The organism is Butyrivibrio sp. ob235, from assembly GCF_900109475.1.
In the GTDB taxonomy this organism is placed as follows: Bacteria; Bacillota; Clostridia; order Lachnospirales; family Lachnospiraceae; genus Butyrivibrio.
Genome location: NZ_FOBE01000031.1, coordinates 1 through 26,612, shown reverse-complemented (window position 1 = coordinate 26,612; position 26,612 = coordinate 1). Strand labels below are relative to the sequence as shown.

Here is a 26,612-nt window from a genome sequence, read left to right as displayed (position 1 = left end):
AAAGTATTTTTATTCAATCTGAATGTTCTTATCATATACCAGTATAGACCAGTCATAGAATTCCAGTGTTTCTGCCGGCTCACCAAGTGCACTAAGAACATTCTCTTTAGTCATTCCCAAAATGCTCTCTTCATTCGTCACTACAAAATTAGCCGGTTCTGAAAACCATTCATCTTTACAAAACCAATTATATCTGGTAATTGAATTTGCTCCCGGGTCATATATCACCGATCTTACAGATACGTTTCCATTAGATAAAACAACTGTTGATGATGCATCCCAAAATTCCGCATATCCGCTTTCCAATCCGTTTTCTTCAAGATACTCCGCCAAGAGTTCCTGTTGCGCAACCGCCTCTCCTGTATGCGACCATATATGCACTTTAAATACAAAGGATATCATGGCCATCAAAATCAAAACATTTAAGACCGCCATCTCCCTATATTTCAAATGCCCTGTTATCCCGTCCAAATTTCTCGTGATAAGAACAGGGAATGCTACAGTAAAGTATGCCATATATCTTGAGCTAAGAATATCTACTGAAATATCAGTCAGGATGAATACCAGGGAAATCACAACAATTCCAAATGATAATACTCCCGAAACAAAATCTGTCTCCACGCCTTTGATAAAACGCACAAAGCATACTATAACAAGAATTAGTCCCAAAATCAAAAACAAAGTATTAACAGCATAATTAGCTGTAAATAAACTAATTAACTTTCTGTTCCAGAACTCAGCGCCAAAGAGCATAAACACAGCCTGAACATAAACCTGAAGTTTATCCCCCAGATCAGCCAAACCAACAAACGTTTTCTCCGAAAGAAAACTGTTCTTATTCGCACCGCCGATAAGAAAATATACTTTATCCAAAACCGACCCCAATACTGTTCCCAGCATCGTAAGTCCTAAGATTTTCCCGATAAATAACCTATCAACCGCATCCTTCTTAACAAGTTCAAAAATGCAATAACAAATAATAGGTAATACGCCAACTATAAGAGCTACCGAGTCACCGCAGCAGGCAAAGCACAAGAGTGCAACAAACAACACTCCCTGCAAAGCACTGATTTTCTTCGACTTAAGCCACCTGTCAACAATTCCGATTGAAAATAGCGAAAACGCACTGGACATAGTGTGCGCACAAAGTGCAACAGGCGCAAATGTAGCGGGTAAAAGCACCAAAAGTAAGAACAATATTACAGGCACTTTAGATTCGCCATCTTTCTTACATATCAGTAATCCGGCGATATTTAAAAGTACAATCATTATTGCTACAGCAATACCGTATGCGCTCTGATCAACTCCCTTTATTAAAACTCCAACAATAAACGCGGGCACATCAGTTGTAATAAATGATATACCTGTCAAATTCCATCCCTTCAGGAATATATTTCCATGAATTATATCCGAAGCCTCCAGAATAAGGCTGGAATAATCAGAGTTTATAGCAGTAGCCCTGACAATTTTTGACAAATACAGAACATACAGACATGCTACTACACATAATATTATTATCTTGGAAAACAATACCGCTTTCTTCTTCATTTTTTAAATTCGTTAAACCTTTTCACTGTTCTCTCATGCTTATCCAGCACTTTATTTAAAGTTGTCTGGTCTTTTATTGACAAATCCTCAACAGAACTTTGTTCTATCTGTTTGAGGGTCTTTAAAACATCCAGATTAAAGTCTGTCTGATCAAATAAATATGGCCTTAAGGCCGGTCTGATAATCAATGATAATACTTTTTTTATCCCTGCTTTAATCCTGTTTCCGGGAAAATAGCCGTACCTATAAGAATAATTCTCAGCAGCTGTTTTTATGTGTCCCCGAAGGACATTGGCATCAAAGCTTTCTGTTGCACTATCTGCGCACAATCTGTTTTGCGCATATTTTAAAGGCTGCCCGCCCTGCCTCTTCTCATCAGCGGACGCTTTAACAGCCATCATTATCTTTTCAATATCTATATTTTGTCTATCCATATCACTTACCACAGCATCAACCCTTCGTGATGAAATCCCTGATTTTCCTGGTCACAACATCCCAGTCATAGTTTTCAAGCACAAACTGCTTACCCTGCTGTCCCATAATCTTCGCCTCATCCTCATGAGTGAGAATATAATCAACACACTCCTCAAACTCGTAGTAATCACCGAAGTAAAGACCACCGTTTGAGCGCTTTACAAACTCCCTGGTAACGTCACAGCCTTCATGAACCAAAACCGGGCGCTCACAGAGCCAGCTCTCCATAATTACAATACTGAAACTCTCATGAGTCGAAGGCTGACAAAGCATGTTTGCTGCAGCGTAAGCATTATTCTTATCCTGAATATCAACAAAACCAAGATCTATGACATCCTTTTTAACAGACGCCGGAATAGGAATCTCGCCTCCACCCAGAAGAACCAGCTTCAAGTCAGAGTCATTATTCCTGTACTTATACTCAGCAAAATAGTTAAGAAGAATATCCACATTCTTGCCGACGTCTTTCCTACCGGCATACAGAATGAACGGCTCTTTAATTCCGAACTTTTCTCTGAACGCGTCCGCATCGTATTCAATCCTGGTCTCAACACCGGTTCCGATAACAACCTCAGAGATCCCTGAAAAATCAAACACCTTATGCGCAGTCTCTTTCTCAGGCTCCGCCAGATAGATGATACCCTTCACAGATTCGAATGCCTTTTTATAAATATCCATATGGATATAGGCTTCTTCATGAAAACATGGGATTACCACTGCCTTCTCAGGACAAGCCAGAATGCCATAATAAGTCGTCCCAAACATATATGGAATATAGACAAACGCATCATACTCATCTCTGTAATCAGCGATATATTTATATAACTCAGGGCTATTCACCATCTCCTGCATGAAAATCTCTTCTTCTGCAGGTGTTACCTTCTGCCCCTGTATAAGCTTAGCATTTACTCTGTCAAATGCCTTGGTATCCCTTTTCCTGACCTTGAATCTTCTTACCGGAACCCCACCGACATTATCCAGGCCGCTCTTATAATAATTTTTATTCCAATCTGCGGTGAACTGCTGCACGCAGGTAGTCAGAACCTCAATATCAACACCAGCCTGCCTTAAATGCAGAATTATCCCGCGAAGCGCTGTCTCAGCGCCTCCCGGGATATTATCACCATACCATGGACTTACAAAAGCAATTTTACGCATTCTCTTCCTTAGCTCCACGGCGATCTAATACATAAAGAACAACAGTTGCTGCAAGGAATACAAACATAACTCCCAGACACAAATAACCCCAATGACCAACTCTCTGTTTCTCAATTCTTGTAATGCGTAGCTTAGTTACTGTAAACTGAGCACCTTCCGTATCTGTAAAAATACGGAATTCGGAAGTCTGCGGATGTCCAACTCCTTCAAAATAGATTTCGCCCTCAACCTCATTTTCACCTTCATGAATTGTTGTTTCAAACTCACAATCTTTGAGGTCAAACCCCTCTGAAAATAAATCAACAATCAGGTTTGCTTCAGACGCTCCCTCCAAGGTTACTTTAAATTTTGTCTTAAATCCCTCACCGGACATCAGACTAACGGGCGCATGAATAATTCTGCTTCCAAAAGCGGTCATACTGAAGCTCTTATTTCCATAAGGAAGTGTCTGCAATTCTTCTCCGGTAACATAATCCGAAAGAATCATGCTCTGATTACCGCGAACCGGAGCATCTGAACTATATGCAAGGCAAAAGGCCACCAGTGCAAGATATGCTATGAATGCACAAACTACCATTCTAAATTTACGTTTTCTAATTAATTCCATCTCTACCTCAATCATTTCTAACGCATAATAATAATAATGCAATAAATCCAAAGCAAGATTATATCATATCAATAGCCTTTTTGCATTATCAAGCATCCGAGCCTCGTCTACGCCCAATCTGTCATAGAAAAATCTGTTATCGGAAAGTCTTCTTATGAAGCTTACGAATCTGTTCTCTTCAGCCATAAAAATCTGCCACAACGCTTCTTCAAAACCATATTTATTCTTCACTTCAGCAATAGGCAAAACATTTTCAATCTCAGGAATATTTATATATGTATACAGAATAGTCCTGAACATTGCATATTTCGCAGGAAAATTCTCCCTTGAAAACTCCTGGTCAAAGAAATATATCTTCCCATCAATATAGAAACAGTTCATGGGCATCATTTCCATATAGACCTTTTTGAGAATCGGCCCCCAGTTCAGACCCTTGTTCTCTACATATTCAAGAATTTTATTCTGAGATTCCGGAACTTCATCAGATGACTGTAATATCATAGTCCACAACTGCTCAAAAATACCAGCTATCTTATCTCTGTCATCCGATATGGTTCTCATATAGTCCATGAGTGCCGGAGCTGTAATATAGGGCATACTAATGACATCACCCTTAAGCTCATGCTCTATAACAGGGAGTCCCCTATCCTTCATCTCACAGACATTGCGATAAACCTCTTGTATACTTTTTCCGCCTTCCGAATACAGAGGTCTCTTCTCTACCATATCGCCCTTGATTACGGTAGTAAGCGCTGCTTCCGGTCCTCGATCTGTGGTCAGCGCCACAAATGAGATAGGTGATAATACATCTCCCGAGCTATCAACTGAGCCGAATTCCCGGTCACCCTTCATACACTCGGCTAAAAACGAATTAGCCACGAACGGAAATACTCCGTTGTCGATGATGTCTGAATACAGCTTCTTCTCATCCGCAATTAAAGACCTGTTGTCATCGTGATAAAACAGAACCCTCTCTCCGATATTCTTCTGAGGAAGATAATCATCTGTATAAACCTGAAGCGGAAATCTATAGTCAGGAAGCGGATAGAAAAGTTTATGTCCCGTAAGTCCAACCCTATCAAGTAATTCTAATAATTCACTTCTACTAAAGGGATGCCCCTGAACGCCAACACCGACATCACCTGACCCGCCTTGAACACCTAAAAACGGTACTCCGGATACATCCTCCTTCTCACCGCAAAGATACTTAAGCCCGTATCTATTCTCAGTAGCTATAAGCATCTTCCCTTTCGCCGCAAGAAGCCGCACTAATCCTTCAAGAAACCTACCATGGCCGGATGATAACTGCTCAAGAACACCGGTAAGAATTATATAGTCATACCTATCATTATCATCAAAGCTCCCAAGAAAATCATCAATTCTCGATTCATCTTCCGAAACAGCCCTGTAAAAATCCTTATCAGAATTGATCGTCACTCCGGGTAACGAAAAACTCATAACCTCAAGATTATCACGATCTTTATATCGCTCTCTTATCGCCTCAGCCCGGAACTCATTCTCCGCAATAGCTGTCACGTGTCCGCATCTCTCGCAAAAAAGGCCGGTGAGCGCTCCAAATCCGGCACCAATCTCCAGAAGCTTTGAACCCTCCTTAAACTCATACCAGTTATACAGAGACTTCCTCATCTCTGACAGATGATAGAAATAAACGAGTTCCTTCTCTTCCTTTATGTCAGCATCAAGGATTCCCGAAGTATTATTATTTATATAATTTCGTATATTGGCTCCAATTCCCATGTCCTTAGCCCTTTCTGGTCCATTCCTTTGTGGCGAAGTCATAGCAATAAACATTAACTAAAGAATTATCCGAAACCCATCTGTCAATTTCCGATGGATATTCTGAAGTATATATATTATAGACAGTACCATAACCCTCGGGCAAAAAGCTTGCGAATCCATTTAATGTAGGAACATCATACTTTTCTGCCAAAAGCCAGGCATCCAAAAATCCTTTATAAAAATATGGATTTTCACTTTGACTTTCATCTGCCATTGAATCTATGCAGTAGAAGGAAGCACAATCTTCCGGCGGTGGAACATCCAAGACCGCTTCTCTTGCTACCGCATCCGGATAATTCCAGGCTGAAATCACCCCGTCCTTCTGTCCATTCTCAAGGAGAACAAAAACAGCAATTATGACACCCACTGTATTTAATATCATATTGCTTTGAATCTTCGATCTGCTAAAAAACAACTCAAACAGCCATGCAAGCATAATCCCCACAAACGGGAGCATAATCAGTGCAATCCTACAGGGCACTCTCATTCCCGATGCCCCAGGAAAGAATTTATAAAACACCTTCCATATAGTAAAATTCCCAACCTTTGTCGCACAGCAATATATCAAAAAGGAAGTGAGAAACAGACCCTTAATGTTACTTTTCTTCTCTCTGAACATAAAAACAAAAACCAGCGCCAAAAGAATAAGCTCAAAAAACGGAAATCCAATAGGCCACTCCGCATCTGTCAGAGCCGGTATTTTCTGAATCACCTTACCATACAGAAGGTTTGTAGAAGATACGTTAAAGAAGTAATACCACGGTGCTGAAATGGATAATACTTCCTCCCAGCTGCGAACACTTGTCGACCTTGTCGGCAAATACACGTAAAGCAGCGGAATCATACTTATTATTCCCATCAAGATAAGAGCCAACACCTCCAGCAGATGGTTCCTGACATATTTAAATGCAGCAATCACCTGGCTCTTCCTATCACGGCGCACAATAAGCATTGAAAAAACAAAGAGTATAAAAGTAACAAGCACATATTCTGCCATGTATGGACTTGTATAAAAAATCAAAACTTCAGTCAAAATGGCTATAGCAGCACTTTTTCTTCTTATTCTATCATTGTCCATATTGTTCCAAAAACAATATAAGGACAATATCACAAGCGGAACCACACTAAGTGAAACAAACTGACAATGCCAGAGTTTATACAGGTAGTAACTGCCAAAAGAGAAAGCTGTTGCACCTATCAGTGACGGAATACGCTCATATTTCAGGATTTTATTAAGGAACCTATACATTATACAAGTCCCGATAAAATGCCAGAGTAACTGAGCACTCGTCATAGCGATATACTTATTTACTCCCAGAAATCTAAGCGGGCAGTAGAGAATTGCATGGAGAATATACATATCATTGAATGCTACCGAATTCGTAACCGGGTACATGCAAATCCAGGTATTCCACTGTTCCTTCCCGCAAAGAACCTTAAACCAATGCTCAGTCATTAAAACAGATAGTAAACCATCTCTATCGCTACCGATCATTGCTCCGTTAAAAAGCACTTTCCTAAACGTCCATACTTCGAACAGCAAAAGAATAGCAAGAATAAGCAGACTTCCGTATTTATTGGATTCTTGTCCATTTGAATTATTGTCCATAAAAATCTTCAAATCCCCCGGTACAAAACTCAATCTTTCTTCAAAGATATTTTAGTCACCACAATTATACATATCAAAGATATAAGTGATATCAGCGCTCCTACCTTCAAATATGGCGTCTCATATTTAAACAAGACATCATGGTCTCCCTTATCAGATATCTCCACGCCCAAGAACATAGTATCAACTTTTCTGACATCGCAGCTCTTGCCATCAACCGTCACACTCCATCCTTCAGAATACGGGAGTGTATAGCATAAAATGCCCTGACCATCACTAGCCATCTTGATATTATGTACATTTCCGCTATCTGTAATATCACACCCGGACATCCTAAGTGCGCTTGAATAATCATCCAGATGACCCAGAGGCTGACAAACAACTCTCATACCACTAAATCTAAACTTGCCGGGATGAGGAAAAGTTATCGTAATTATATTTTGCGCACCTTCACTGTATCCCAGATTCATCAAAAACTCATGTCGCCCGGCATAATAGTTCTCTCTTACAGAACTGATATCAATACTATCTGCTCTAACATTTCCCGCGGCTATCACAGATGCTCTCACACGTCCGTTATTCTGATGATTCCATATAAATGCCTTTATGCGAGGTATCAGACCATTTGAATCCGTCACATACCAGTAATTAAAATCCTCATAATCAATATCATCAAAAACAAGATAGGTCTCTGAATTCTCCAGACCCTCGAAGGATAAGGTCATTGTTGCGTTTTCGCTATATACCTCAATTTGATTTCCATCAAATGCGATTCCCTCGGACAACTCTACAGAATAAGGAATCTCCTCATTCAGGTATTCCGGATCACACTTCACAAGACCGCTTTCTTCATCAAGAACAGCCCCTTGTAATAACGCTTCCTGCTTTTTAGCAACATCATATTCTTTATATTCTTTCTCAGGAATCACTGATTTATAAAAATATGCTTTACCCTGAGAGTTCTCATCTGCCAATATATCGTAAGTTCCATTTGAACTCTTCATTGAAAAGCCGTACAAAGGACTACTTCCCGAAGGAGTCACGAGGTATTTTATGCCCATTATTCTCTGAAGTAATCTTCTTCCATCCAAATTAAAATACTGATTAGCAAACTGATATTTCAGATACATATCCTTCTGAAATTCACTGATCATTCCATTATTCGCAGAGCTGTAATAAAAAGATGTTCCGCTGGTACCTGTCAAAAGAGATGAATTCAGGAGTAATCTATCTGGCCACAGATCCAAAGTATCATATCTATCACTCTTTGTAGGATTTATCTCCTTCTTCAATGCATATCCCGGAGTATCATAATAATCCGCATCATAAGCAGTTCCCGCATCCTGGAAGTTAGCAAGATAATTATCATACTGAGGCACATATGCAAGCCATGCATTCACTGAAACATTAAGGGCAACCAATATCACCAAAATCACTCTGGAAAAGACCAGCACATTCCCTTTCGAGACCACACTCTTACCCGAAACAGCAGATGCAGAAACAATCAAAACCACTCCCATCAGCACCACAAACAGTAAAGCCATCCTATGCTTCATATTCATACCGTTTCTGTAAAGAGCATACATGCATACCAGATAAAGCGCTACAAATCCCACACACCAAAACAGCTTCTTACCTTTAAACTCGGACAGCACCTCCGGCAGCATATCCGCACAGATATAAGCTACACAGAAAGCATACGCCCAGATCCATCTGTTAGTGGCATATGTCATACCATTAAATGCTATCCCGGCAAAAGGTATAAGCAGCATAATAGTCTGGATAACAAAGAATATCTTCCAATCCCTTCTGCCACTCTTACTCATAAACAAAAAGCACAGGCAGAAAAGCGCTACTACAGAATATCCCATGTATGAGTAATAAGCATTTAGTGTGGAAGTTACAAAGGTTCCCAAAAACTCCTTATAGTACTGAACCTGATAAAACAAAGGCTGGAAGTGCTCTACTCCGATTCTGGTACTGCCCATCATGGAATACACTGTAGGCAAAAGCAGAACCGCAGCACATCCACATGCTATCAGCGAATACAGCATGAATTTACCGCTAAGTATAAAGAAACCTGAAACAGACTTGTCCCTAACTGTTCCAAAATATCTGAACAGTGCGTACATGACAATCAGAATAACAAACATATAGAAGAAATAGAAATTACTAAGCGCCGCCAGAGCGACAGCAACTATATAAGTAGTGGGCTTTTTCCCCTTAAATATCCTGTCTATTCCCGTAAGAATCAGAGGATACCACACCATCGGAGTTGCAAAGTAGGGATGAAGAATCGGCGCAAAAATGGTATATGCAGAAAAAGAATACACCAATGCTCCTATAATCGAGCCATAGTCGTCCTTCTCATTTTCCTTGCAGTAATATATGAAAAAAGCTCCTGAAAAGTAAATTCTAAGAACAATCAAAAACTCATATAAATATTCCGTATATCTCTCAGGGCAAAAAACAGCAAGAAAAGAAAAAGGATCTCCCATAACATAATAACTGAGAGTCGTAATAATATCGCTGCCGTAACCTATAGATGAATCCCACATCGGGATTTCAAAAGAATGCGTGGTAAATATGTTACTAAATACCTGTCTTAAATATCTTCCGTAATATGCCAGCGCAGTATAATGCTGTGCTATACCATCTCCGCCATTACCAAAAATAATAGCTTTTTTGTTCAGAGCAAAAGGTGAAAAAAAAGCTATTGCAGTAAGGACAAAAATAATCGTCCAGCAGAAATATACATTTTTCCTAAGTTTAGTTACTTTCATTTTTATCATCAAATCCAATTTTCTTATCAATCAAATATATAGGTCTGTCTTTTGTCTCCGAAAAAAGAATAGCCAGGTACTTCCCTATAACACCTATTACACAAAAGAGTACCGCAAACAAAAAACATATCAGTATTACTATCGTAGCATAGCCGCTCGGAGCCGTCTTATAGGTTGCCAGTGTATAAACCAAAACTATAAGTCCCATAAACGCAGCCACAATCCCGGCATAACCGCCTATCTTAAGCGGAAAATCCGAGAAACATATTATATTATCTATGGAAAATTTCAAAAGCTTTCTGATACTATAATGACTCTCTCCACCGGCTCTCTCGGGAGCAACATACTCTATTGTGGTAGTCTTAAATCCAATACTCTGAATATAACCGCGCAAAAAGCGGTTCTTATCCCTATAATACTTTCTCAAAACATCAGCAGAGCGCTTACTAAGCGCAAAGAAATCCGACGCATTCTCCAAAAAGCAGGTTGAATCCGACAAAATATTTATAACCCTATAGAATGCTTTCGAGGTAATATTCTTGATAATCCCGGCTGACTTGTTCTCAAGCCTTATCATATTAACCACATCATAGCCTTCCTCAAGACTATCAATGATAGGATTGATCATCTCAAGCGGATGCTGTAAATCAGAATCCATACAAATTATTCCGTCACCATCACAGTTATCAATACCTGCAATCATAGCAGCTTCATGACCAAAATTCCTGGAAAAAGAGACAATCTTAATATATTCCCTCTCTCTTGCCTTTTGCTCCAATATGCTAAGGCTATCATCTAAACTACCATCATCCACAAAGACCAACTCATAGTCCCACTTAAGCGAACCTCGTATAGACTCAAAAGAATCGCAGAATTTTTCTATAACAGCCTCTTCATTGTAAACCGATACACATATCGAAATCTTTTTCTTAGTTGTCATCTACTTTTTTCACCCGTGCAAGTTTTCCGGAAACCACCTTTGATAAATAACATATTATCGCCACTGAAATAACACTTAAAAATGTGGCTGACAGCAGCATTTCCGCCGGTTCCAACCCACCAACTTTATCAATGGCATACATAAAAATATGCGCCAAATATGTGGTTCCAATATAAACCGGAAGTGTATAGCGTCCCCATGAAGATATTATAAGCTTTTTCCTTGGAACAAGCGAGGAGACACATGCACTGCTTATCATAGAAAGCGGAAGAAGTAATAACCAAACCAAAACTCCCACAAACAAATTTGAGAAATCCCCATAGGTAGTTCCTCTCTGCAGTGTCACCATAGTTACTGTCCAGTCACCGCCTCTTCGAAGCCAGAGATAACTAGCTGCAAAAATCCCCATCAGAACAGCAATGCTTAAAAACTTATTTATACTCCTGATCTTTAGAACAGTCTGCTCATCGATCAGCAGTCCAAATACAAAGAATGGTAAAAAGGCCAGTGTTCTCCTAATCCCAAGAAAATTATTGATATCAACCTGCAATACCAACAATACTGAGATTATTGAAGCCCAAAGAGCAATCCCCCGGACCTTGATCATTTCTTCCGAGAAGTATCTCCACCAGAATACTGCAACCAGATACCACAGGGAGTTATTCGGACTCAGGATTGTCTTTAAGGAATCATAGCTTCCTGTCATGAACCTATCTATAACAGCACAGACAATTCTCACCACAAAATATATCTTTAAAATATCCAGAGCTCTCTTCTTATTCTTCGCAGTATTTCTTGAAAAATAACCGGTAACAAAAACAAATAACGGCATGTGGAACGTATATATTGTAAGTGCCAACGCATTACCAAAAAGTGATCCGCATATCGGAAGCATATGCCCCCACACGACAAGAAATATCAGCAGAAGCTTCATATTGTCATAATAATAATCACGCTCGCCCGCAGCGCCTAATTTATTCTCCATCATTTAACCCAAGCTCTGTCTCCGTCTATGAATTAAAAAACTTAAAATCAAAAACCGGTAAAAGAAAATGCCTTCCTTTTCTTTTGTAAACAATCAGGATAATACATCATAATGACCACATCCGGGTCAACTTCTTCGATAAACTCCGGTGTTACTACCGATACATCCGCATCATGAACAAAATCAATTTGAGCAAATCCCATTGCCAGATAGGGATTAACCGCTTTTCCATAGGAATCGGTAATAGTCAGAACCTTAATATCATTCTTACAATCCAGATTTTTGAAATTACCCAATGAACGATCCAATACATTATCATAAGTATATCTGGAGGTATAATTCTTATTGGTGAGCGGTTCTTTGTTCAAAATGATATCCTGCATGGTACCAGCCACACCTTCATCATTCTGAATTGTGGTTTCAAAATTGGGAACAATCAAATCAAAATCATCTATGCCCGCATAATAAATGCCTGTTCGTTGCCCATTGGAACCAAGATGCCATTTCTTATAGGTGGTTACTGTGTAATTTTGAATATCAGCAATTCTCTCATCAACACTGCATCCGGTCTTCTCTACAATATAATCCTGCAACACACCGTATGCATATAATCCGGCCTCAGTTGTCCAGTGATGATCTGTTTTGTACATCATGGAATAATGATCTATTCCATCATCATGCATGGCTTCTCTAAGATCGATAGTATCAACACCTGCATCTCTAAGCATCTGCAGGAATCTGTCGCAGTTGTCATTGCCGTAATCCTCCACACCTACAGGAAGCTCCGGATCATACTTATTGGTTGTATATGGCGGATTTGCATAAACAAGTACAGTACCTCTGTTTTTCAGGTAATAATTCAGCTTTACCACAGAGTCTGCGTACTTTCCCAATACTTTGTCAGATGTATGCTTAAATGGTGAAAGCAAATATCCATTATTAAGCTTAACCACCCCATTCATGGTTGGCTGCTTCAGAATATTGCAAATCGCTCCATTAAGATTTACAAATCCGACTTTATTATAAAATGTGCTGGCAATATCGGTTTCAAACTTACTTCCAAGTTCCGGTGTCCACTCGTTATAATCCAGTTCCTGGTTTATATAGAAATTCACCAGTTTACTATAACTAAGTCCCCCAAACACCAAAACTATCAGTAAAAACACTGCAATAAATGCATAGTTTTTAGTCTTATTCATTCATATTTTCCTTCTTGCTTCAAAAGTTAAAATAAATAAACGGATTATGAGCACCCAGGATCAAAAATGAGACACCCCAAATAAAAATCAATCCGTATCCGATTGGTTCAATCCACTCGAAGATATATGAAGCTTGTATCCCACTCAATTTCTCCTTGATACATTTCATAATCGGAGTAGAGAACAAGATTCCCAATACTATAAATACACCATACTGATGAAGGTTATATATAATCTCAGAATCTATACTTATACTACGTTCATATCGACCCAGCATGCCTAAGCAATACCTGATTCCGGAAAGCAAATCCGGAGAATTAAATATGACCCATCCAAAATTAACACACAGCAGGGTGAAAATTTGCCAGAAAATCCGGAATACGATATTTTTCTTCTCAGAGGGCTTTACTATAAGCTTCTCAACCACAAGTAAAATGAAGTAACCAAGTCCCCATGCTATAAATGTATAGTTAGCACCATGCCAGATTCCCGTAAACATCCACACTACAAACATATTGAAAATATGCCTGCCCCAGGATACTCTCGAACCACCAAGCGGTATGTATACATAATCTCTAAACCACTGGCTCAAGGAAATATGCCATCTTCTCCAGAATTCTGTCACCGATTTTGAAATATACGGATAATTGAAATTCTCTTCGAATTTGAATCCAAAGATTTTGCCCAGTCCTATCGCCATATCGGAGTAGCCTGAAAAATCATAGAATATCTGCAGGCTAAAACATATTGATCCCAGCCAGAGATACAGGATATTTGCTTCCTTTACATCACACGAAAAAGCACCCTGGGCTACCAAAGCAAGGTTATTAGCCAATATAACCTTCTTACAAAATCCCAGCATGAATCTTCTTGCGCCATCCGCAAACAACTCTACCGTATGCTCTCTATGTCCTATCTGCTCCTCAATAGTCGAATACCTGACTATAGGACCTGCAATAAGTTGTGGAAAAAACGAAATATAAAGAGCTACAAACAAAGGATTCTTCTGAACCTTTACAACTCCTCTGTATACATCTATGACATAGGATAATGCCTGGAATGTAAAGAAGGATATTCCTATAGGAAGGACTATCCCCACTGCCTTAAATTGAGATCTAAACAGGTTATTTGAGATATCTATTGCAAAATCAAGATATTTGTATATAAACAATATCCCAATATTCAATACAGCGGCTATCGCCATAAAAACTCTGGCAAGGCTCTTACCCTTAAACTTATCAACAAGCAGAGCCATCAGATAATTACACAGGATCGAGCCCACCATAACGAAGACAAACTGTGGCTCTCCATAAGAATAAAAATACAGGCTCGCAATCAACAGGATATAATTCCTATATTTATCCTTTGCCAAATAGTACAGTATCAGTACTACCGGCAAAAAGAAAAATGTAAATATTAAGCTTGAAAAAACCATCTATCCTCCAAACAGTACATTTATAACTTAACCTCCACCTTCACCTGATTAAGGTCATCATAAGCACTCATCTTGCAATCGGCAGAGTCAGCTATGGCAGAGAACTCATCCTGCCTATAATGATATAACATATCCGGAACAACTCTGCTGATCTCGATGCCCTCTACCCATAACAGTTTAATATATTCCTCAAAGTAATCTTTAACAGCCTTATGAATTCTCTTCATAAAGCGTATCTCTTCAGCAGAACGCTGCTCCTCATCAAACACCGGATTACCGTTATCATCAAAGCAGCTAAGTGAAGGCTTATCGGAAGTCATTATTCTCTCCAGGAATAAATAATCCTGATAGAAATAATTCGAATCATGATAATTACCATATTGATTCGATTCACGAACATTCATATACAGCCAGTCTTTATGCTTTAGAGCCTTCCTATGCTCAAATAAATCAAATCTGAAGCATGCATAAAAGGCATCAAAATCAAAAGCGCCGTTTCTTTCCATGAAATCCTGGCAGCTTCCCAATGACACAAAGTCAAAAAATGCATACTTGCCCGCCGACGAAACACCCTTCTTCTTAAGGTACTTCTTGTAGTTTTCGTTATTTTTCACAGAGCCCTTGAAAATAGCTTCCTTGTTTTTCTCCCAGAACTCATAATATCCTTTTCTCTTTTCGTTCTTACTAGCTTTGGGCGCCTTAAAGTGGAAATTACTTTCAATATCAAATCCCGGAGCATACTCATAAGCGTGCTTCAAATCATCATCCGTAAAGGTTGAAGCGCTTATAATCATTCTCCTGGACATAAGCAAATACAATGATTTCGGAAGATTCCACTCAGGAACAGATTCTCTTAAAATCTCATACAGCTTATTTAATATATATCCGTCTCTTGCTCCGAAAAGAACCTTATCATAGGCGTTATTCCTGGTACTCTCGCCCATCCAGATCGTCAATGCCGTAATGAGCGGAGCAATGATAACATATCCCAGCTCTGCAGTATTGCGGATCTTAATCCTGCCATCTGATTCATATAACGCAAATGGATCGTTAAACAGCTTGGCAATGCACAGGCCAATCATTGATCTCTCATTTACGTTTCTGGCAAGCGTCCTTATATCTGCGATGGCTGTTATCTCCATCATCTGCTTTGCACTCATAATAACAAATGCATCTAGGCCATTCTTTCTGGCAAAATCTCCATCAGCCTGCCCACTGTCTCCTATATGTAAAACAGATTTATTATCAACATTATCCTTACAGAAATGTGCGAATAATCCTTCCGTCTTCAACGTACGATAATCGCAGGATACATACATCTTCTCATAACCGGTTATATCCAGCGAAACCAAAATATCTCTCAAAACCGTCTCCGGCAAATACATGTCAGATATTATATGCACTTCTTTGCCAAGCTTATTTGCATATTCCATGAGCTCGACTATCTTTTCACGCCTTACAAGAACCTTTTTCTCCGTATCTATTTCCAGTTCTTTTATCTGTTCACGCAGAGAATCAGACATTCCCGTGATAACCTGCAAGCGCTCATATATCTCATCCAAATTGGGATTCGGAACACCGCTCTCCTGCGCCAATATTCGAAGCTGTTTGAAATTATCATAGATAATCCCGTTCCTTTTCAGCTTATGCTGCATAATATCAAATACATCAGTCGCGTTTAATGTTTTGCGCATTACCAAAGTGTCGAAAATATCAAAAGTGATAATATCATGTTCTTTGATCTGCTTTCTCAGCTGCTCCTCATCGACATTAAAATATGGTGAAGGCCCTTCCGCAACTTCTTTCACAGCCTTTTTCTGCAATAAATTATCACCCTTATAGTCATAGAGTAATATGTGATTATAAGAGCAGAACTCACCTATACGCTTTGCGATTGCCCCTTTATGTGCATCTTTTGTTGCGGTAACTATTATATCAATATCCCTATCAAGAACCTCTTCATAATCCAGAATCTGTTTACCTAAAGCTACTCCCTGCTTCAGAGTTCTATCCATGATACCACGGATATTAAAATCCGCATTCTGATCGATAATAGATTTTGCTATGGGTCCCTTTCCGTATAATGCTATTCGTCTCTTCTTATCGTTCGCAAAGTTCTCCCTAAAAATCAAACCTGCATTACACTCCAAATCATCTGTGCCATACGCCTCGACCAGATTACTTCCATCAACACCGTACAAACCTATGTGTTTCTCTACACAAAACATGCCTATGCGCTTATATACTGCATAGGCTGATTCCGGTCTTGCAACCACCACTATTATGTCGATGTCATGATCCTGTATTTCGTCAATTGCAATCACAGGCAGTCCATAAACCGTGCCTGATTTCACATCGCGGTCCACAACCCCAACAAAATTATAGCCATCAGCTAACCTGATTATGGCCCTGGTCATGGGTCCCTTTCCGTATAATGCTATTCTTTTTCGGGACACGGGAAATTTCCTTTTAAATAATTCTACTGTATAGTTAATATCTTCCATCAAATGCTCCTGTAATCGTCTAAAGAAGACTTATTCTAACCCTGTTATCAATTCAGATAAATCCTTATCATAAATCATGATAATATTCCCATCAACTTCTATCTCCCTAACCGGATCACCAAAAAGGGATAACGCACCTTCCGGTGTAATTCCATGTCCGTTAGCCTCGGATGTTATTACAAAATTAACATAATCATCATACCACTCATCTTTGCAAAACCAAATATATGGTTCGTAGTCACGTATAGCCCTGACTCTTACTTTACCCTTGGAAATGACAGTTATTGATGATGCATCCCAGAAAAATCCGTATCCGCTCTCTAATCCTTCATCCATCAGCACCTCTGCCAGCTTTTCCTGTTCAGTGGTTTCCATCGGCCGTGCTTTCCAATTTACTATCCTAAAACCAAGCACCAGGAAAGCAAGAACTGTAAAAACAATTCTCATTATCTTATAATCGGCTTTGCAAAAATCAGCTATGGCTTCCATATTCCTTGCAATGATCACCGGCACGGCAATTATCACAAAAACCATATATCTCGACCAGTCATTTGACGAAAATTCCAGCGATGTTAATCTCAAAACAACATAATCTACGAGAACTGCCAGAGCCAGAAGAACAGTAATAATATCACTGTTCTTATCTCTTACAAATTTGTATATCCCCACAATTCCAACCAATAATCCCAATAGAAGGAAAACAGTGCCGATTGCATAGAATAATGTCTCAGTACTAACAAGCTTCCTGTTCAGAAAGTCGATATCGCTGATACACATTAACTTTTCAATATAACGCTGCCTTGAAACTGCCCAGTTCTCATATGTAATAAAGAACTGATTACCAAGTGCCTGATTTTTATTAGCATCTCCAACAATAAAGTATATCCTATCCAGTACAGTTCCTAAAACCGTTCCAGCAACAGCAGGACCAATAAATCCCCCTGCCTCGCTCCAATACTCTCTGCCTCTGATAAAATCAAAAAATGCCACAACAATCATAGGCATTACTGCAATGATAATGGTCAAAGGATCTCCCATAGCGCCTAATGCAATAAATGCCGTGCAGAGAACTAAAAGCTTAGTTATTCTCTCCCTTTTCCATCTCGCAATCATTAAAATAGCGAGAAATGCCCATATTACAGCCCCGGTGTGTGCACGAAGCGCTGTCATGGCTGCATAGCAAGGTAGTCCCGTCAGACATAAAAATACGGCACAAGCAAACTTGTCGTCTATCTCATCCTTAACAAGCAACCATCCAACTAAAACAACAACTGCCGTCATCAATCCGGCAGCCACATAATATGTTCTGGTGCTGATTCCAAAGAAAATTGCTCCAAAAATAAAATAAAGCAAATCCGTAGTAACAAATGAAAGTCCTGTAAGGTTCCAACCATTCAGGAAAATATTTCCATGAATTACTTCATTTGCTTCAAGCACCAAATTTGCATAATCCGAATCCATTTTTACATATCTGGCCAAATACACCAGCAATGCAAAATATATAATAAAAATTACAGGTAAAATAATATTTTTCTTTTTCAATATATTAGAGCCCATAAAGTCCTATGCTCCCAACCCAACTTTCATTCCCACCACATTCTCTGAAAACTCCAACCAAGGTCAGAATTTTCTTATCACACAAGAATGCTTTTTATAATTCTTATCTGTACTTTTTAAACTGCCGTCGTAATTAATTCCCAAAGCAATTATATTATCCATATTATATTTCTCACAGAGCTCGTCAACTTCCTCCACTGTGAATCCGGTGTATCTGGCAAGTACCATTGGAGAAATCATGGAATATTCATCAAACATATTGAGCGCAGAATGCTCTCCATATTTCTTTATAGGCAAAATACCTGTCATATAGGCAAGTGCAAGATATATTCTGTCCTTCAACAAATTTCTAAGGAAATCCAGATATATCTTCTGTCCTTCCACGTCATCCTTACGGATACGGGAAACAGCATCCCACTCATCTATTACTATCACAAACTGCTTTTTTGATTTCTGATAAAACTTCTCCAGACTGTAAAAAAGATCCTTTTCATCATATGAAACATCCGGATACATTTCGGATAACTCATCTAAAAGTCTATGCGATATTGTTCCTACAGATTCAGTAACATCTCTATCCGATTTAATAAAATCAGTCATTAATAGTCTGATTACATTATATTTCCCTAAGTGCTTATCCCACTCCCCCGGACTACTCTTTGCTATTTTTCTTTCCTTAAAAAGACTCTTTGCCTTTTTATTTTTTCCATAGTAAGCACAAAACATATCAGCCGCCATTGTTTTACCAAATCGTCTAGGCCTGGATACACTTACATATTTCTGTTTAGTTCCTATTACGCAATTAATATCCAGTATCATCTCTGTCTTATCAACAAAGATATCCGAATTAACTGCTTCTTCAAATGCTTGTATTGAGGGATTTATATATATTGACATGTTATTTCACCATCTCTTCCTTCACCTTCACACTCGATTATAATTTATCTGTTTTTCTTTCACCACCTAGTATTTTGTTTTCTATGGAAGGTGGTGCTTTCCCCTTGTTACCCACACGGATTCCATTTCTTTATTTCAGAGTATACCTTCAACACACATTGCTTCAGCCGGAAGATAATTCTCTATCTCCTTACCTTTTGTAATCCAACAATATAATCCGGCTTTTTTGAATTCATCCCTAACTCTCTTTTTGGTCTTATTTATATGCGCCTGTGTAGTTCTTTTATCACTATCCATAACCATAATAGCATGTTTTATTTACAACACCAATCTCAGCGAGCATGCACAGCTACCTCCATGATACTTTTTAGCAGTATCGGAGAAAGACTGTTATGTATCTGTATTACCATGCGACCTGTCTTGATGATGGCATCCGGTAAAGGAACAAGATTCATACTTTGCCTCCTTTAGTCTTTAAAAACTAACTAGTTTTCTTGTTTTTCTAGTTTACCCTTTTATAGATATGGTAGATTCTAATTTCTATATCAGTGAAAATATGAAGATAAATTATAAAACGATAGGAAAAAGAATAAAGATATTCAGAAATGAGAAGAATATCACGCAGGAGCAGCTTGCTTATCAGATAAATTCGTCTCCGTCACACATCTGCAACATCGAACGAGGAATTAAAAAGCCAAGCCTTCAGAAGTATCACATCAATAATCAAAGCGTTTAAGCCCTAGAACTTGCCTCCCAACTCTTTTTCGGCTAAAATATGATTGAATCATATTTTAGCCGAAAGGAGCCACGATGCGATATATTCAAAGAGACCTTAAATCCAAAATAATTGAATTGAATAAAGAATATTCTGCCATTTTAATAACCGGAGCAAGACAGGTCGGAAAAAGCACATTATTTAATGACATCAAAGATGAACTGAAATCCGAGAGGGAAGTTGTCACATTGGATGATTTGGAAGATCGTGCCCTTGCCAAAAATGATCCTGCAATGTTTTTGCAAATTCATGAGCCTCCTGTTCTTATAGATGAGGTTCAATATGCACCTGAGCTCTTTTCATATATAAAGATTGCAATAGATAAAGGTGCTGCGCCCGGTTCATTCTGGCTCACGGGATCTCAGTCATTCAAACTTATGGATCTGGCACAGGAATCCCTGGCAGGAAGAATTGCTGTTCTTAGATTACCTACCTTGTCTCAGCATGAGATTTGTGGAAAAGGCAATGCTACACCATTTACTATAGACCTTGGTGAAATAAAAAAACGCAAGGAAACACATGCCCCCGCATCTATGCAAGAATTATATGAACGCATATGGAATGGCAGCATGCCCGGCTTAATTAGTGGGCGCTTTTCAGATAGAGACATATATTACAGCAGTTATATGCAAACATATATTGAGCGCGATGTCAGTGATTTAATTCAGGGCGTTGACAAATTATTATTTCAAGACTTTATTCGATCTGCTGCTGCACGAATAGGTGAAGTATTGAATATTCACTCTATTGCAAATGATGTTGGGATAAATGATGACACTGCTAAAAGGTGGCTTCAGGTTCTTGAAAAATCCGAAATAATAACTCTACTGCGTCCATATAGTAATAACGCTTTGCATAGAACAATAAAGACTCCAAAACTATATTTTTTTGACACAGGGCTGGTAGCATATCTGACGAAATACTCCTCGCCAGAAATTCTGGAAAACGGTGCTATTGCAGGACACATTCTTGAAAATTACGTAGTAATGGAAATAATAAAAACATATAAAAACGCTGCCAAAGACTGTTTATTCTGGTACTACAGAGACAAGGACAGTAAAGAGGTTGATATGATATTGGAAAGTAATGGTGCTCTCCATCCCATAGAGATAAAACGTTCAGTAAATCCGAGAACAGAGTTGGTTGATGCTTTCAATGTATTAGATAAAGCCACCACACCCCGTGGCGCTGGTGCAATAATATGCATGCGTCCTGAACTATCAGCTGTGGATAGCTATAATTTGATTATCCCCATTTGGTATATATAATATAATCGGCTAAAATCCGGGTCGATCAGATTTTAGCCGATAGTCACAAACATTAAATCTGAGCACCCGTTAATCTTAACTTCCAATGATTTTACCACTCAATAATTTAAGCCTTACGCAGATGATCATTATAGTCATCCTGTAGGGCTTTGTTCTTTATTCAAACAAAAATTCATCAAGATCTTCTAATGCTTCTCTTAATTCCGGATTACGCTCCTGATTAATGTATCGTTCAAGCTGTAATGCTTCCCACTCTTCAGGCTCGCACTCCATGGTGTAAGAGAGATCAACTAAATCCCACAGAAACTTGCTTTTCTTGGTATTTCTATGTATCATACAGTATTGCTCAATAAGAATTCTTGAATACTCCTGCATCTTATTCTTCCTCTCTTTCAGTAGAGCCTTTAATAAATGCCATGATCTCTTCGTAAGAATGCTCGCTCTTGATAACTGCAGCCATGAGTTCATCCTTCCTGAGTTCATTGCGAAGCTTGATGAGCTCGGCAAGAGCTTCTTTCTCGGCTTCATATTTATTACATATATAGTCAAAGACTTCTAATAAAACATAGGTGTTATTATCCATATATTCATACCTCATAATCAAAAAACACATTTTTTCGATAAAAACTTGAGATGGAACTAACTCTACTTAAGTATGATCATCTACTTTTTTGTAATAACATTCTGTAATCTTTTTAAATTCCATAGGATCTAGATCTCCCTTTTGAGGCAATGGACTATCTCCATTTTTATGATCCTTGACAATATCTTTTATTCTATTAGCAAGTTCCTTGAAATTTTTATTGCCTTTAATTGTTATTGATTGAAGTGCTGCTTCACATTCAAGACATGTGCATATTCTTCTAATTTTCTCTGGTGTTATCCAAGCGGCATCTTCGTCACTGTCCGGTAAAAAATCTATTTGAAAATGAGGCTTTTTCTCCTTCTCTTCTATAATTGCCTTAAATAATAATCCTATGCCATCATTTATTTCCTTAAACAAGACACAGCTTAGCCATGGCTTTTCTGTCATTGATCTAAACTCATTCACCACATGTAGTTCTGCAAAGCTATCAATAACATCATATCCAGAATATGATAAGTCTCCCAGAAGTTCTACCTTGTCAAAAAAAACGTTTTTCCTAAATGTCAAAAACTGACACATTTTATTTATTGCATGATAAAGCGGAATAATATCTGTTAAAGGCAGTCCCTCCTCTACAATTATTTCAAGGACAACTTTTTCATTTGAAAGCGATTTCCCACTAACACCCATCCTTTCCTCAATAGATGAATATATAGTTAAATTGTATTTTTTACCGCCCGCTGCAAAGGTTTTATGAAAAACATCATCCTGACATTGGGCTATATATTTCCCCTCTGCAAGATTAATCTTTAATTTGTTTGGAATAAAAAGTAATCCCAATACTCCCCAGTGAATCGTATCCCTTTACATTTTTTGACTTCCAACGACTCACCTACGATGTAAGCATCTGTGCTAAAATGCACCGCATTATGTTCAAATTCGAAAGGCTCCTCCTTATGCAAATATATAAATTGTCCATCCAATGTATTACCTTTGATAAAACCATCTTCGGGAATGATCATTATTCTGGATTCAATTTCTTTTAGGAAATCAAATTTGAAATCTTCATAATGTACCCACCTTATATCACCAGCAGTATTTAACTTTCCGTATTTATCCAGTTCCATACAAATTATCTCTTATAAACTCTTATCAACATAAAAATAACTAGCAGTTACTTAAGACACTCCCTCCTCAGCTTCTCAATCTCTTCAAAAGGAAGGCACTCCGCGCAACCAACCGGTATTTCTTCCACTTCATCCGGCTCAGCATTTAAAATGGTCTCATATTCCAGAAGAGACTTATCAACAAGCCACGGCTCATTGACATATAAAGTTGTCTCATCTTTCAGTATCGGATATGAGTCAAGTTTATGATACATCCCCCAATTCCTCTATCTCTTCACCACCCGCAGAAGCAAATATCTTAACCTGATTTATGTCGTCTATCAAATCATCATAGCGCTTCCCATCCATATAAATGAAATCTTTGAGCATAATATACAGCACATAACCAATTGCATAAACCGCAAGCACAATTATTACCATAAACAGTATTATGGATATATAATCAATGTCATGAGTATCAACATAATTCTTAAAAAGTATGCCGAATGCGGAAGCCACGATTGTTCCCATCATTCCCAAAGGTTTTTTCACTTCTGCCCACGGCGCATTTTTTGCTTTATTGCTTTTAGCTTCACCGACAATCAAGTCCAGTTTTTGGGAATCATTGATATCTATACTATAATCCTGAAGCAGCTGTATAAATACATTCATTCGCCTTGTGGAATAAGGCTTCCAAATCTCCTCCAACAGCCTCTCCTTATTCTTTCTTATTGAATCCAGTATCCCCATTATGACAATAATTATAAACATACCAACTGCCGAAACACCCATGTAAACCGTAAACATATCATCAAAGATCACATTTGATACAGCAAATATAGCAAAAAGCGTCGCGAATATTATAAATAAGCCAAATAAAGCCAATCTGTAGCGCGGCTGCTCATCGTACCTGATTACAGAATTAACGCTCTTCATCCTCAGCTTATACTCCACGAAAAAATCGCAAAATCTCATTATTTCTCTGCCTCTCTCCCAAAAACTTCTCTTCACTTAAAATTGCTGTATGAACTTATACAGATTCACGTATTCATACTTTCCCCATGTTATACTTCACCCGGATTCCATCTCTTTATTTCAAAATACACCTTTAGAACACTATCCTTCAGATCAAGTATCCCTACAGAATTGTTATATGTGATATACGGACTAATCTTCCTTGCCACATCCACCTTCTTATTCTCAAAGTTCTTACATGTCTTACTGATATACTCCGGAAACAGTTCATACCGCTCCACCTGTTGTAATGTTGTACCAAACGCATTACTTATTGCTTCAGCCGAAAGATAATTCTCTATCTCTTTACCTTTTGTAACCCAGCAATATAAACCAGCCTTTTCAAATTCATTTCTAACTCGCATTTTTGTTTTATTTATGCGACCCTTTGGCTTTCTAATATCGCTATCCATAACGATTACAGCATTCCTATTTGTAGTCAGAACATTTATCAGATCATCCGTCCTATCTTCAAATTCATTTGCTTCATAATGTGATAGCAGCCTGCCACCATAATACATAAACTGAAAATGTAATCCTTCTTTGTAGCCTAAAGTCCCGTCATTTTATACCAAGGATTATGTCGGGACAGGTACTTCCATAAGCTCATAGAGCTTACGTTGTTTGTTAGTTATTTCAGATAGATGATGCGCTCTGCCTGGCTGCTGGTAGTATTCAATAACATCCAGTTCATCAAGCAATGACTGCATTGTGTAATCACTGAACAGGCCATGTTCATCCATCTGTTTTTTGATATAAGACATCAGCTGCAGTGCTACGAACTGCACAAAGAGTTTACCTTCGAAGTTTTCTTCAGATGCGACAGACATCCTGCGCATGGAAAGGCGCTCTTTGAGGTTACCAAAGGACTTCTCAATAAGATCCTTCAGCCTGTATATACGAAGCGCTTCGACAGGATCCTTGATGCCATTGGTCATGAGAGCAAAATAGCCATAGTTACGCTCAGCCTTGCGAATTGCATCCTCATTGAATGAGTAGGTTTTTCCTCTTACTGGTGTCTCATGTATTGTAAAGTACTTCTGATACAGCTTTGTATCTTCCGGATCAGGAGTGCCATTTACCAGGTTGTTTTCAAGGCGGTCAAGCATTGCATTGAACCGTACCTTGTCATCAGTAGCTTTCTGGTCATTGTAGTAGAAATGGAGATATATACGGTGCTTGGCAGTAATGACTTCACCGGAGCGAGGTTTTTCCTTGGTGTATTCCCATTCCTCTGTGAATGACATGACATAGAGCTTTAGCTCAGAATTATAGTTAAAGCGGGTAACGAAATCATCACGGATCTTGTTAAGACGGCTGCTTACAAGATTCAGTGATAGCCTGGCTCCTATGAGGAACTTATGATGATGCTTCATCAGATCATTTATGTTCTTCTCGCTGTAGAAGCCTCTGTCCATGACAAGCTTGAGTTTCTCAAGTTTAAGGAAATCAACATCCTTAACGAGGTTCTCTATAGTCTTAACATCAGTAATGTTACCTGCCAGTTTCCTGTAGTAAACAGGGAGCATTGATTCCTCTCCATACAGCAGAGCAAGATTTATCTGCGGAAGGGAATCACCTTCCTTGTTCTTTCCATACTTGGCCTGCTTTATCAAAGTCGAGTATGAGGAGATAGATGTTGTATCAAAAGCGAGGTATTCATCGCAGGAGTGGCGCTTTGCCTGATATTTGAAGTAATCCATCTTGGATTCTTCAGTGATCAGTCCGAAAAGTTCACTGCTCCTCTGAGAAGGAATATCCTTGCCATAAGGATGCCTGTGGGTGCTGCCCCATTTGGTGAAACGGTATAATGGCAGCCCTTCCTCGATAACGAGGTAGTAAGCTATGGAGAGAATCTGTGGTGCCAGTGAGCCGTAGCACTTTCCAAGATCACCGGCAATGCCTGTCTTTTCAGCAATCCTGTCAAGCAGGTATGTTGCTCCATAAAACTGACAAAGACAGATGTCTGTTGGTACAGGCCCGGTCTTGGAAGTCGTGAGACTGGCTTCATATTCAGCTTTGAGACGATGGAAGTTTTTGTTGGGCTTGAAGTCCGTTCCATCATACTTGCCAATGTACTCACGCTTATGATCAGCCTGCTGCTTTTCTGCATTCCAGAATGGGTGATCAATATATGCGTAACCATTCTGAATGCGGACTTTATCAGTGATCCAGGGCTCATTTATCTTGATTTCCATAACCCACCTCCTTGGTATAATTATACCAAGGCATTGACGGAATATCAAGCAAAATCTGTGTTTTTGATACAATATTTTGTGCTCGCAAAGCCAGTAATATCAAGGATTTGCGGTAGTAACTGTTAACGATTTATACCAGAGCCTTGGTATAATTTCGCGGGAGCGCAGG

General features: G+C 38.8%; 26 protein-coding genes. 2 read left to right on the top strand and 24 right to left on the bottom strand.

The genetic code is table 11. The features are described 5' to 3' along the window. Positions 1–9: 9 nt before the first annotated feature. The 16 genes from BMW61_RS17435 to BMW61_RS22755 all read right to left on the bottom strand — a co-directional run bounded on the left by BMW61_RS17435 (position 10) and on the right by BMW61_RS22755 (position 19,951). A complete protein-coding gene (locus BMW61_RS17435) occupies positions 10–1,548 on the bottom strand; it encodes a hypothetical protein (protein WP_091824587.1) in 1,539 nt (512 codons plus the stop codon). Beyond that, the gene (locus BMW61_RS17430) at positions 1,545–1,982 is read right to left on the bottom strand and encodes a hypothetical protein (protein WP_139176422.1); all 438 of its coding nucleotides are present in this window, start codon (positions 1,980–1,982) and stop codon (positions 1,545–1,547) included. The genes BMW61_RS17435 and BMW61_RS17430 overlap by 4 nt, the downstream gene beginning before the upstream one ends. Positions 1,983–1,998: 16 nt before the next feature. Then, entirely contained in the window at positions 1,999–3,180 is a 1,182-nt protein-coding gene (locus BMW61_RS17425) for a glycosyltransferase family 4 protein (protein WP_091824581.1), read from the bottom strand. Continuing rightward, positions 3,173–3,787, bottom strand: coding sequence for a hypothetical protein (locus BMW61_RS17420; RefSeq protein WP_091824579.1), 615 nt, complete (start codon positions 3,785–3,787; stop codon positions 3,173–3,175). Before BMW61_RS17420 ends, BMW61_RS17425 begins: the two co-directional genes overlap by 8 nt. A gap of 63 nt (positions 3,788–3,850) precedes the next feature. Beyond that, on the bottom strand, positions 3,851–5,545 hold the full coding sequence (locus BMW61_RS17415) for an SAM-dependent methyltransferase (RefSeq protein ID WP_175475283.1): 1,695 nt from the start codon (positions 5,543–5,545) through the stop codon (positions 3,851–3,853). A 4-nt stretch (positions 5,546–5,549) separates the two neighbouring features. Next, on the bottom strand, positions 5,550–7,196 hold the full coding sequence (locus tag BMW61_RS17410; RefSeq protein ID WP_091824575.1) for a glycosyltransferase family protein: 1,647 nt from the start codon (positions 7,194–7,196) through the stop codon (positions 5,550–5,552). 29 nt (positions 7,197–7,225) lie between these two features. After that, positions 7,226–9,979, bottom strand: coding sequence for a YfhO family protein (locus BMW61_RS17405; protein ID WP_175475282.1), 2,754 nt, complete (start codon positions 9,977–9,979; stop codon positions 7,226–7,228). After that, complete coding sequence (locus BMW61_RS17400; protein WP_091824569.1) at positions 9,966–10,919, bottom strand: glycosyltransferase family 2 protein; 954 nt, start codon at positions 10,917–10,919, stop codon at positions 9,966–9,968. The genes BMW61_RS17405 and BMW61_RS17400 overlap by 14 nt, the downstream gene beginning before the upstream one ends. Continuing rightward, positions 10,909–11,907, bottom strand: coding sequence for an acyltransferase family protein (locus BMW61_RS17395; protein ID WP_091824566.1), 999 nt, complete (start codon positions 11,905–11,907; stop codon positions 10,909–10,911). The genes BMW61_RS17400 and BMW61_RS17395 overlap by 11 nt, the downstream gene beginning before the upstream one ends. Positions 11,908–11,951: 44 nt before the next feature. Beyond that, the gene (locus BMW61_RS17390) at positions 11,952–13,103 is read right to left on the bottom strand and encodes an alginate O-acetyltransferase AlgX-related protein (protein ID WP_091824562.1); all 1,152 of its coding nucleotides are present in this window, start codon (positions 13,101–13,103) and stop codon (positions 11,952–11,954) included. A 19-nt stretch (positions 13,104–13,122) separates the two neighbouring features. Continuing rightward, complete coding sequence (locus tag BMW61_RS17385; protein WP_091824560.1) at positions 13,123–14,538, bottom strand: MBOAT family O-acyltransferase; 1,416 nt, start codon at positions 14,536–14,538, stop codon at positions 13,123–13,125. A 20-nt stretch (positions 14,539–14,558) separates the two neighbouring features. Next, positions 14,559–17,042, bottom strand: a complete 2,484-nt coding sequence (locus tag BMW61_RS17380; RefSeq protein WP_091824557.1) for a hypothetical protein — start codon at positions 17,040–17,042, stop codon at positions 14,559–14,561. 30 nt (positions 17,043–17,072) lie between these two features. Further along, positions 17,073–18,599, bottom strand: a complete 1,527-nt coding sequence (locus tag BMW61_RS17375; RefSeq protein ID WP_091824554.1) for a hypothetical protein — start codon at positions 18,597–18,599, stop codon at positions 17,073–17,075. 63 nt (positions 18,600–18,662) lie between these two features. Further along, positions 18,663–19,496 (bottom strand): AAA family ATPase, encoded by an 834-nt coding sequence (locus BMW61_RS17370; protein WP_091824549.1) that lies wholly within the window; start codon positions 19,494–19,496, stop codon positions 18,663–18,665. A 135-nt stretch (positions 19,497–19,631) separates the two neighbouring features. Continuing rightward, positions 19,632–19,793: a hypothetical protein gene (locus tag BMW61_RS22125; RefSeq protein ID WP_175475281.1), complete on the bottom strand. Its 162-nt coding sequence runs from the start codon at positions 19,791–19,793 to the stop codon at positions 19,632–19,634. A gap of 35 nt (positions 19,794–19,828) precedes the next feature. Further along, positions 19,829–19,951, bottom strand: coding sequence for a hypothetical protein (locus tag BMW61_RS22755; protein WP_278296687.1), 123 nt, complete (start codon positions 19,949–19,951; stop codon positions 19,829–19,831). A gap of 101 nt (positions 19,952–20,052) precedes the next feature. On the opposite strand from BMW61_RS22755, the gene BMW61_RS17365 reads away from it, so the two are divergent. After that, positions 20,053–20,232, top strand: coding sequence for a helix-turn-helix domain-containing protein (locus BMW61_RS17365; protein WP_175475280.1), 180 nt, complete (start codon positions 20,053–20,055; stop codon positions 20,230–20,232). Between the two features lie 74 nt (positions 20,233–20,306). Continuing rightward, positions 20,307–21,539, top strand: a complete 1,233-nt coding sequence (locus BMW61_RS17360) for an ATP-binding protein (protein WP_091824544.1) — start codon at positions 20,307–20,309, stop codon at positions 21,537–21,539. Positions 21,540–21,695: 156 nt separating this feature from the next. Here BMW61_RS17360 and BMW61_RS17355 read toward each other — a convergent pair whose 3' ends face one another. The 8 genes from BMW61_RS17355 to BMW61_RS17320 form a co-directional block, all read right to left on the bottom strand. Next, positions 21,696–21,914: a hypothetical protein gene (locus tag BMW61_RS17355; protein ID WP_091824541.1), complete on the bottom strand. Its 219-nt coding sequence runs from the start codon at positions 21,912–21,914 to the stop codon at positions 21,696–21,698. 1 nt (position 21,915) lies between these two features. Continuing rightward, positions 21,916–22,122 carry a hypothetical protein gene (locus BMW61_RS17350; protein ID WP_091824537.1) on the bottom strand — a complete coding sequence of 69 codons (207 nt, stop codon included), beginning with the start codon at positions 22,120–22,122 and terminating at the stop codon, positions 21,916–21,918. Positions 22,123–22,188: 66 nt separating this feature from the next. Continuing rightward, positions 22,189–22,965: a hypothetical protein gene (locus BMW61_RS17345; protein WP_091824534.1), complete on the bottom strand. Its 777-nt coding sequence runs from the start codon at positions 22,963–22,965 to the stop codon at positions 22,189–22,191. Further along, the gene (locus tag BMW61_RS17340; RefSeq protein WP_091824531.1) at positions 22,935–23,252 is read right to left on the bottom strand and encodes a hypothetical protein; all 318 of its coding nucleotides are present in this window, start codon (positions 23,250–23,252) and stop codon (positions 22,935–22,937) included. The genes BMW61_RS17345 and BMW61_RS17340 overlap by 31 nt, the downstream gene beginning before the upstream one ends. A 47-nt stretch (positions 23,253–23,299) precedes the next feature. Next, complete coding sequence (locus tag BMW61_RS17335) at positions 23,300–23,506, bottom strand: hypothetical protein (RefSeq protein WP_091824528.1); 207 nt, start codon at positions 23,504–23,506, stop codon at positions 23,300–23,302. Further along, positions 23,496–24,206, bottom strand: coding sequence for a hypothetical protein (locus tag BMW61_RS17330; protein WP_091824525.1), 711 nt, complete (start codon positions 24,204–24,206; stop codon positions 23,496–23,498). The genes BMW61_RS17335 and BMW61_RS17330 overlap by 11 nt, the downstream gene beginning before the upstream one ends. Before the next feature lie 89 nt (positions 24,207–24,295). Further along, on the bottom strand, positions 24,296–24,766 hold the full coding sequence (locus BMW61_RS17325) for a hypothetical protein (protein ID WP_091824522.1): 471 nt from the start codon (positions 24,764–24,766) through the stop codon (positions 24,296–24,298). Between the two features lie 57 nt (positions 24,767–24,823). Further along, entirely contained in the window at positions 24,824–26,443 is a 1,620-nt protein-coding gene (locus BMW61_RS17320; protein ID WP_091823332.1) for an IS1634 family transposase, read from the bottom strand. Positions 26,444–26,612: the final 169 nt, after the last annotated feature.

What these genes read in the sequence shown, in the direction of transcription:
- BMW61_RS17435 (WP_091824587.1), bottom strand. Translation starts at nt 1,548, where the DNA reads ATGAAGAAGAAAGCGGTATTGTTTTCCAAGATAATAATATTATGTGTA.
- BMW61_RS17430 (WP_139176422.1), bottom strand. Translation starts at nt 1,982, where the DNA reads ATGGATAGACAAAATATAGATATTGAAAAGATAATGATGGCTGTTAAA.
- BMW61_RS17425 (WP_091824581.1), bottom strand. Translation starts at nt 3,180, where the DNA reads ATGCGTAAAATTGCTTTTGTAAGTCCATGGTATGGTGATAATATCCCG.
- BMW61_RS17420 (WP_091824579.1), bottom strand. Translation starts at nt 3,787, where the DNA reads ATGGAATTAATTAGAAAACGTAAATTTAGAATGGTAGTTTGTGCATTC.
- BMW61_RS17415 (WP_175475283.1), bottom strand. Translation starts at nt 5,545, where the DNA reads ATGGGAATTGGAGCCAATATACGAAATTATATAAATAATAATACTTCG.
- BMW61_RS17410 (WP_091824575.1), bottom strand. Translation starts at nt 7,196, where the DNA reads ATGGACAATAATTCAAATGGACAAGAATCCAATAAATACGGAAGTCTG.
- BMW61_RS17405 (WP_175475282.1), bottom strand. Translation starts at nt 9,979, where the DNA reads ATGAAAGTAACTAAACTTAGGAAAAATGTATATTTCTGCTGGACGATT.
- BMW61_RS17400 (WP_091824569.1), bottom strand. Translation starts at nt 10,919, where the DNA reads ATGACAACTAAGAAAAAGATTTCGATATGTGTATCGGTTTACAATGAA.
- BMW61_RS17395 (WP_091824566.1), bottom strand. Translation starts at nt 11,907, where the DNA reads ATGATGGAGAATAAATTAGGCGCTGCGGGCGAGCGTGATTATTATTAT.
- BMW61_RS17390 (WP_091824562.1), bottom strand. Translation starts at nt 13,103, where the DNA reads ATGAATAAGACTAAAAACTATGCATTTATTGCAGTGTTTTTACTGATA.
- BMW61_RS17385 (WP_091824560.1), bottom strand. Translation starts at nt 14,538, where the DNA reads ATGGTTTTTTCAAGCTTAATATTTACATTTTTCTTTTTGCCGGTAGTA.
- BMW61_RS17380 (WP_091824557.1), bottom strand. Translation starts at nt 17,042, where the DNA reads ATGGAAGATATTAACTATACAGTAGAATTATTTAAAAGGAAATTTCCC.
- BMW61_RS17375 (WP_091824554.1), bottom strand. Translation starts at nt 18,599, where the DNA reads ATGGGCTCTAATATATTGAAAAAGAAAAATATTATTTTACCTGTAATT.
- BMW61_RS17370 (WP_091824549.1), bottom strand. Translation starts at nt 19,496, where the DNA reads ATGTCAATATATATAAATCCCTCAATACAAGCATTTGAAGAAGCAGTT.
- BMW61_RS22125 (WP_175475281.1), bottom strand. Translation starts at nt 19,793, where the DNA reads ATGGATAGTGATAAAAGAACTACACAGGCGCATATAAATAAGACCAAA.
- BMW61_RS22755 (WP_278296687.1), bottom strand. Translation starts at nt 19,951, where the DNA reads ATGAATCTTGTTCCTTTACCGGATGCCATCATCAAGACAGGTCGCATG.
- BMW61_RS17365 (WP_175475280.1), top strand. Translation starts at nt 20,053, where the DNA reads ATGAAGATAAATTATAAAACGATAGGAAAAAGAATAAAGATATTCAGA.
- BMW61_RS17360 (WP_091824544.1), top strand. Translation starts at nt 20,307, where the DNA reads ATGCGATATATTCAAAGAGACCTTAAATCCAAAATAATTGAATTGAAT.
- BMW61_RS17355 (WP_091824541.1), bottom strand. Translation starts at nt 21,914, where the DNA reads ATGCAGGAGTATTCAAGAATTCTTATTGAGCAATACTGTATGATACAT.
- BMW61_RS17350 (WP_091824537.1), bottom strand. Translation starts at nt 22,122, where the DNA reads ATGGATAATAACACCTATGTTTTATTAGAAGTCTTTGACTATATATGT.
- BMW61_RS17340 (WP_091824531.1), bottom strand. Translation starts at nt 23,252, where the DNA reads ATGGAACTGGATAAATACGGAAAGTTAAATACTGCTGGTGATATAAGG.
- BMW61_RS17335 (WP_091824528.1), bottom strand. Translation starts at nt 23,506, where the DNA reads ATGTATCATAAACTTGACTCATATCCGATACTGAAAGATGAGACAACT.
- BMW61_RS17330 (WP_091824525.1), bottom strand. Translation starts at nt 24,206, where the DNA reads ATGAGATTTTGCGATTTTTTCGTGGAGTATAAGCTGAGGATGAAGAGC.
- BMW61_RS17325 (WP_091824522.1), bottom strand. Translation starts at nt 24,766, where the DNA reads ATGTATTATGGTGGCAGGCTGCTATCACATTATGAAGCAAATGAATTT.
- BMW61_RS17320 (WP_091823332.1), bottom strand. Translation starts at nt 26,443, where the DNA reads ATGGAAATCAAGATAAATGAGCCCTGGATCACTGATAAAGTCCGCATT.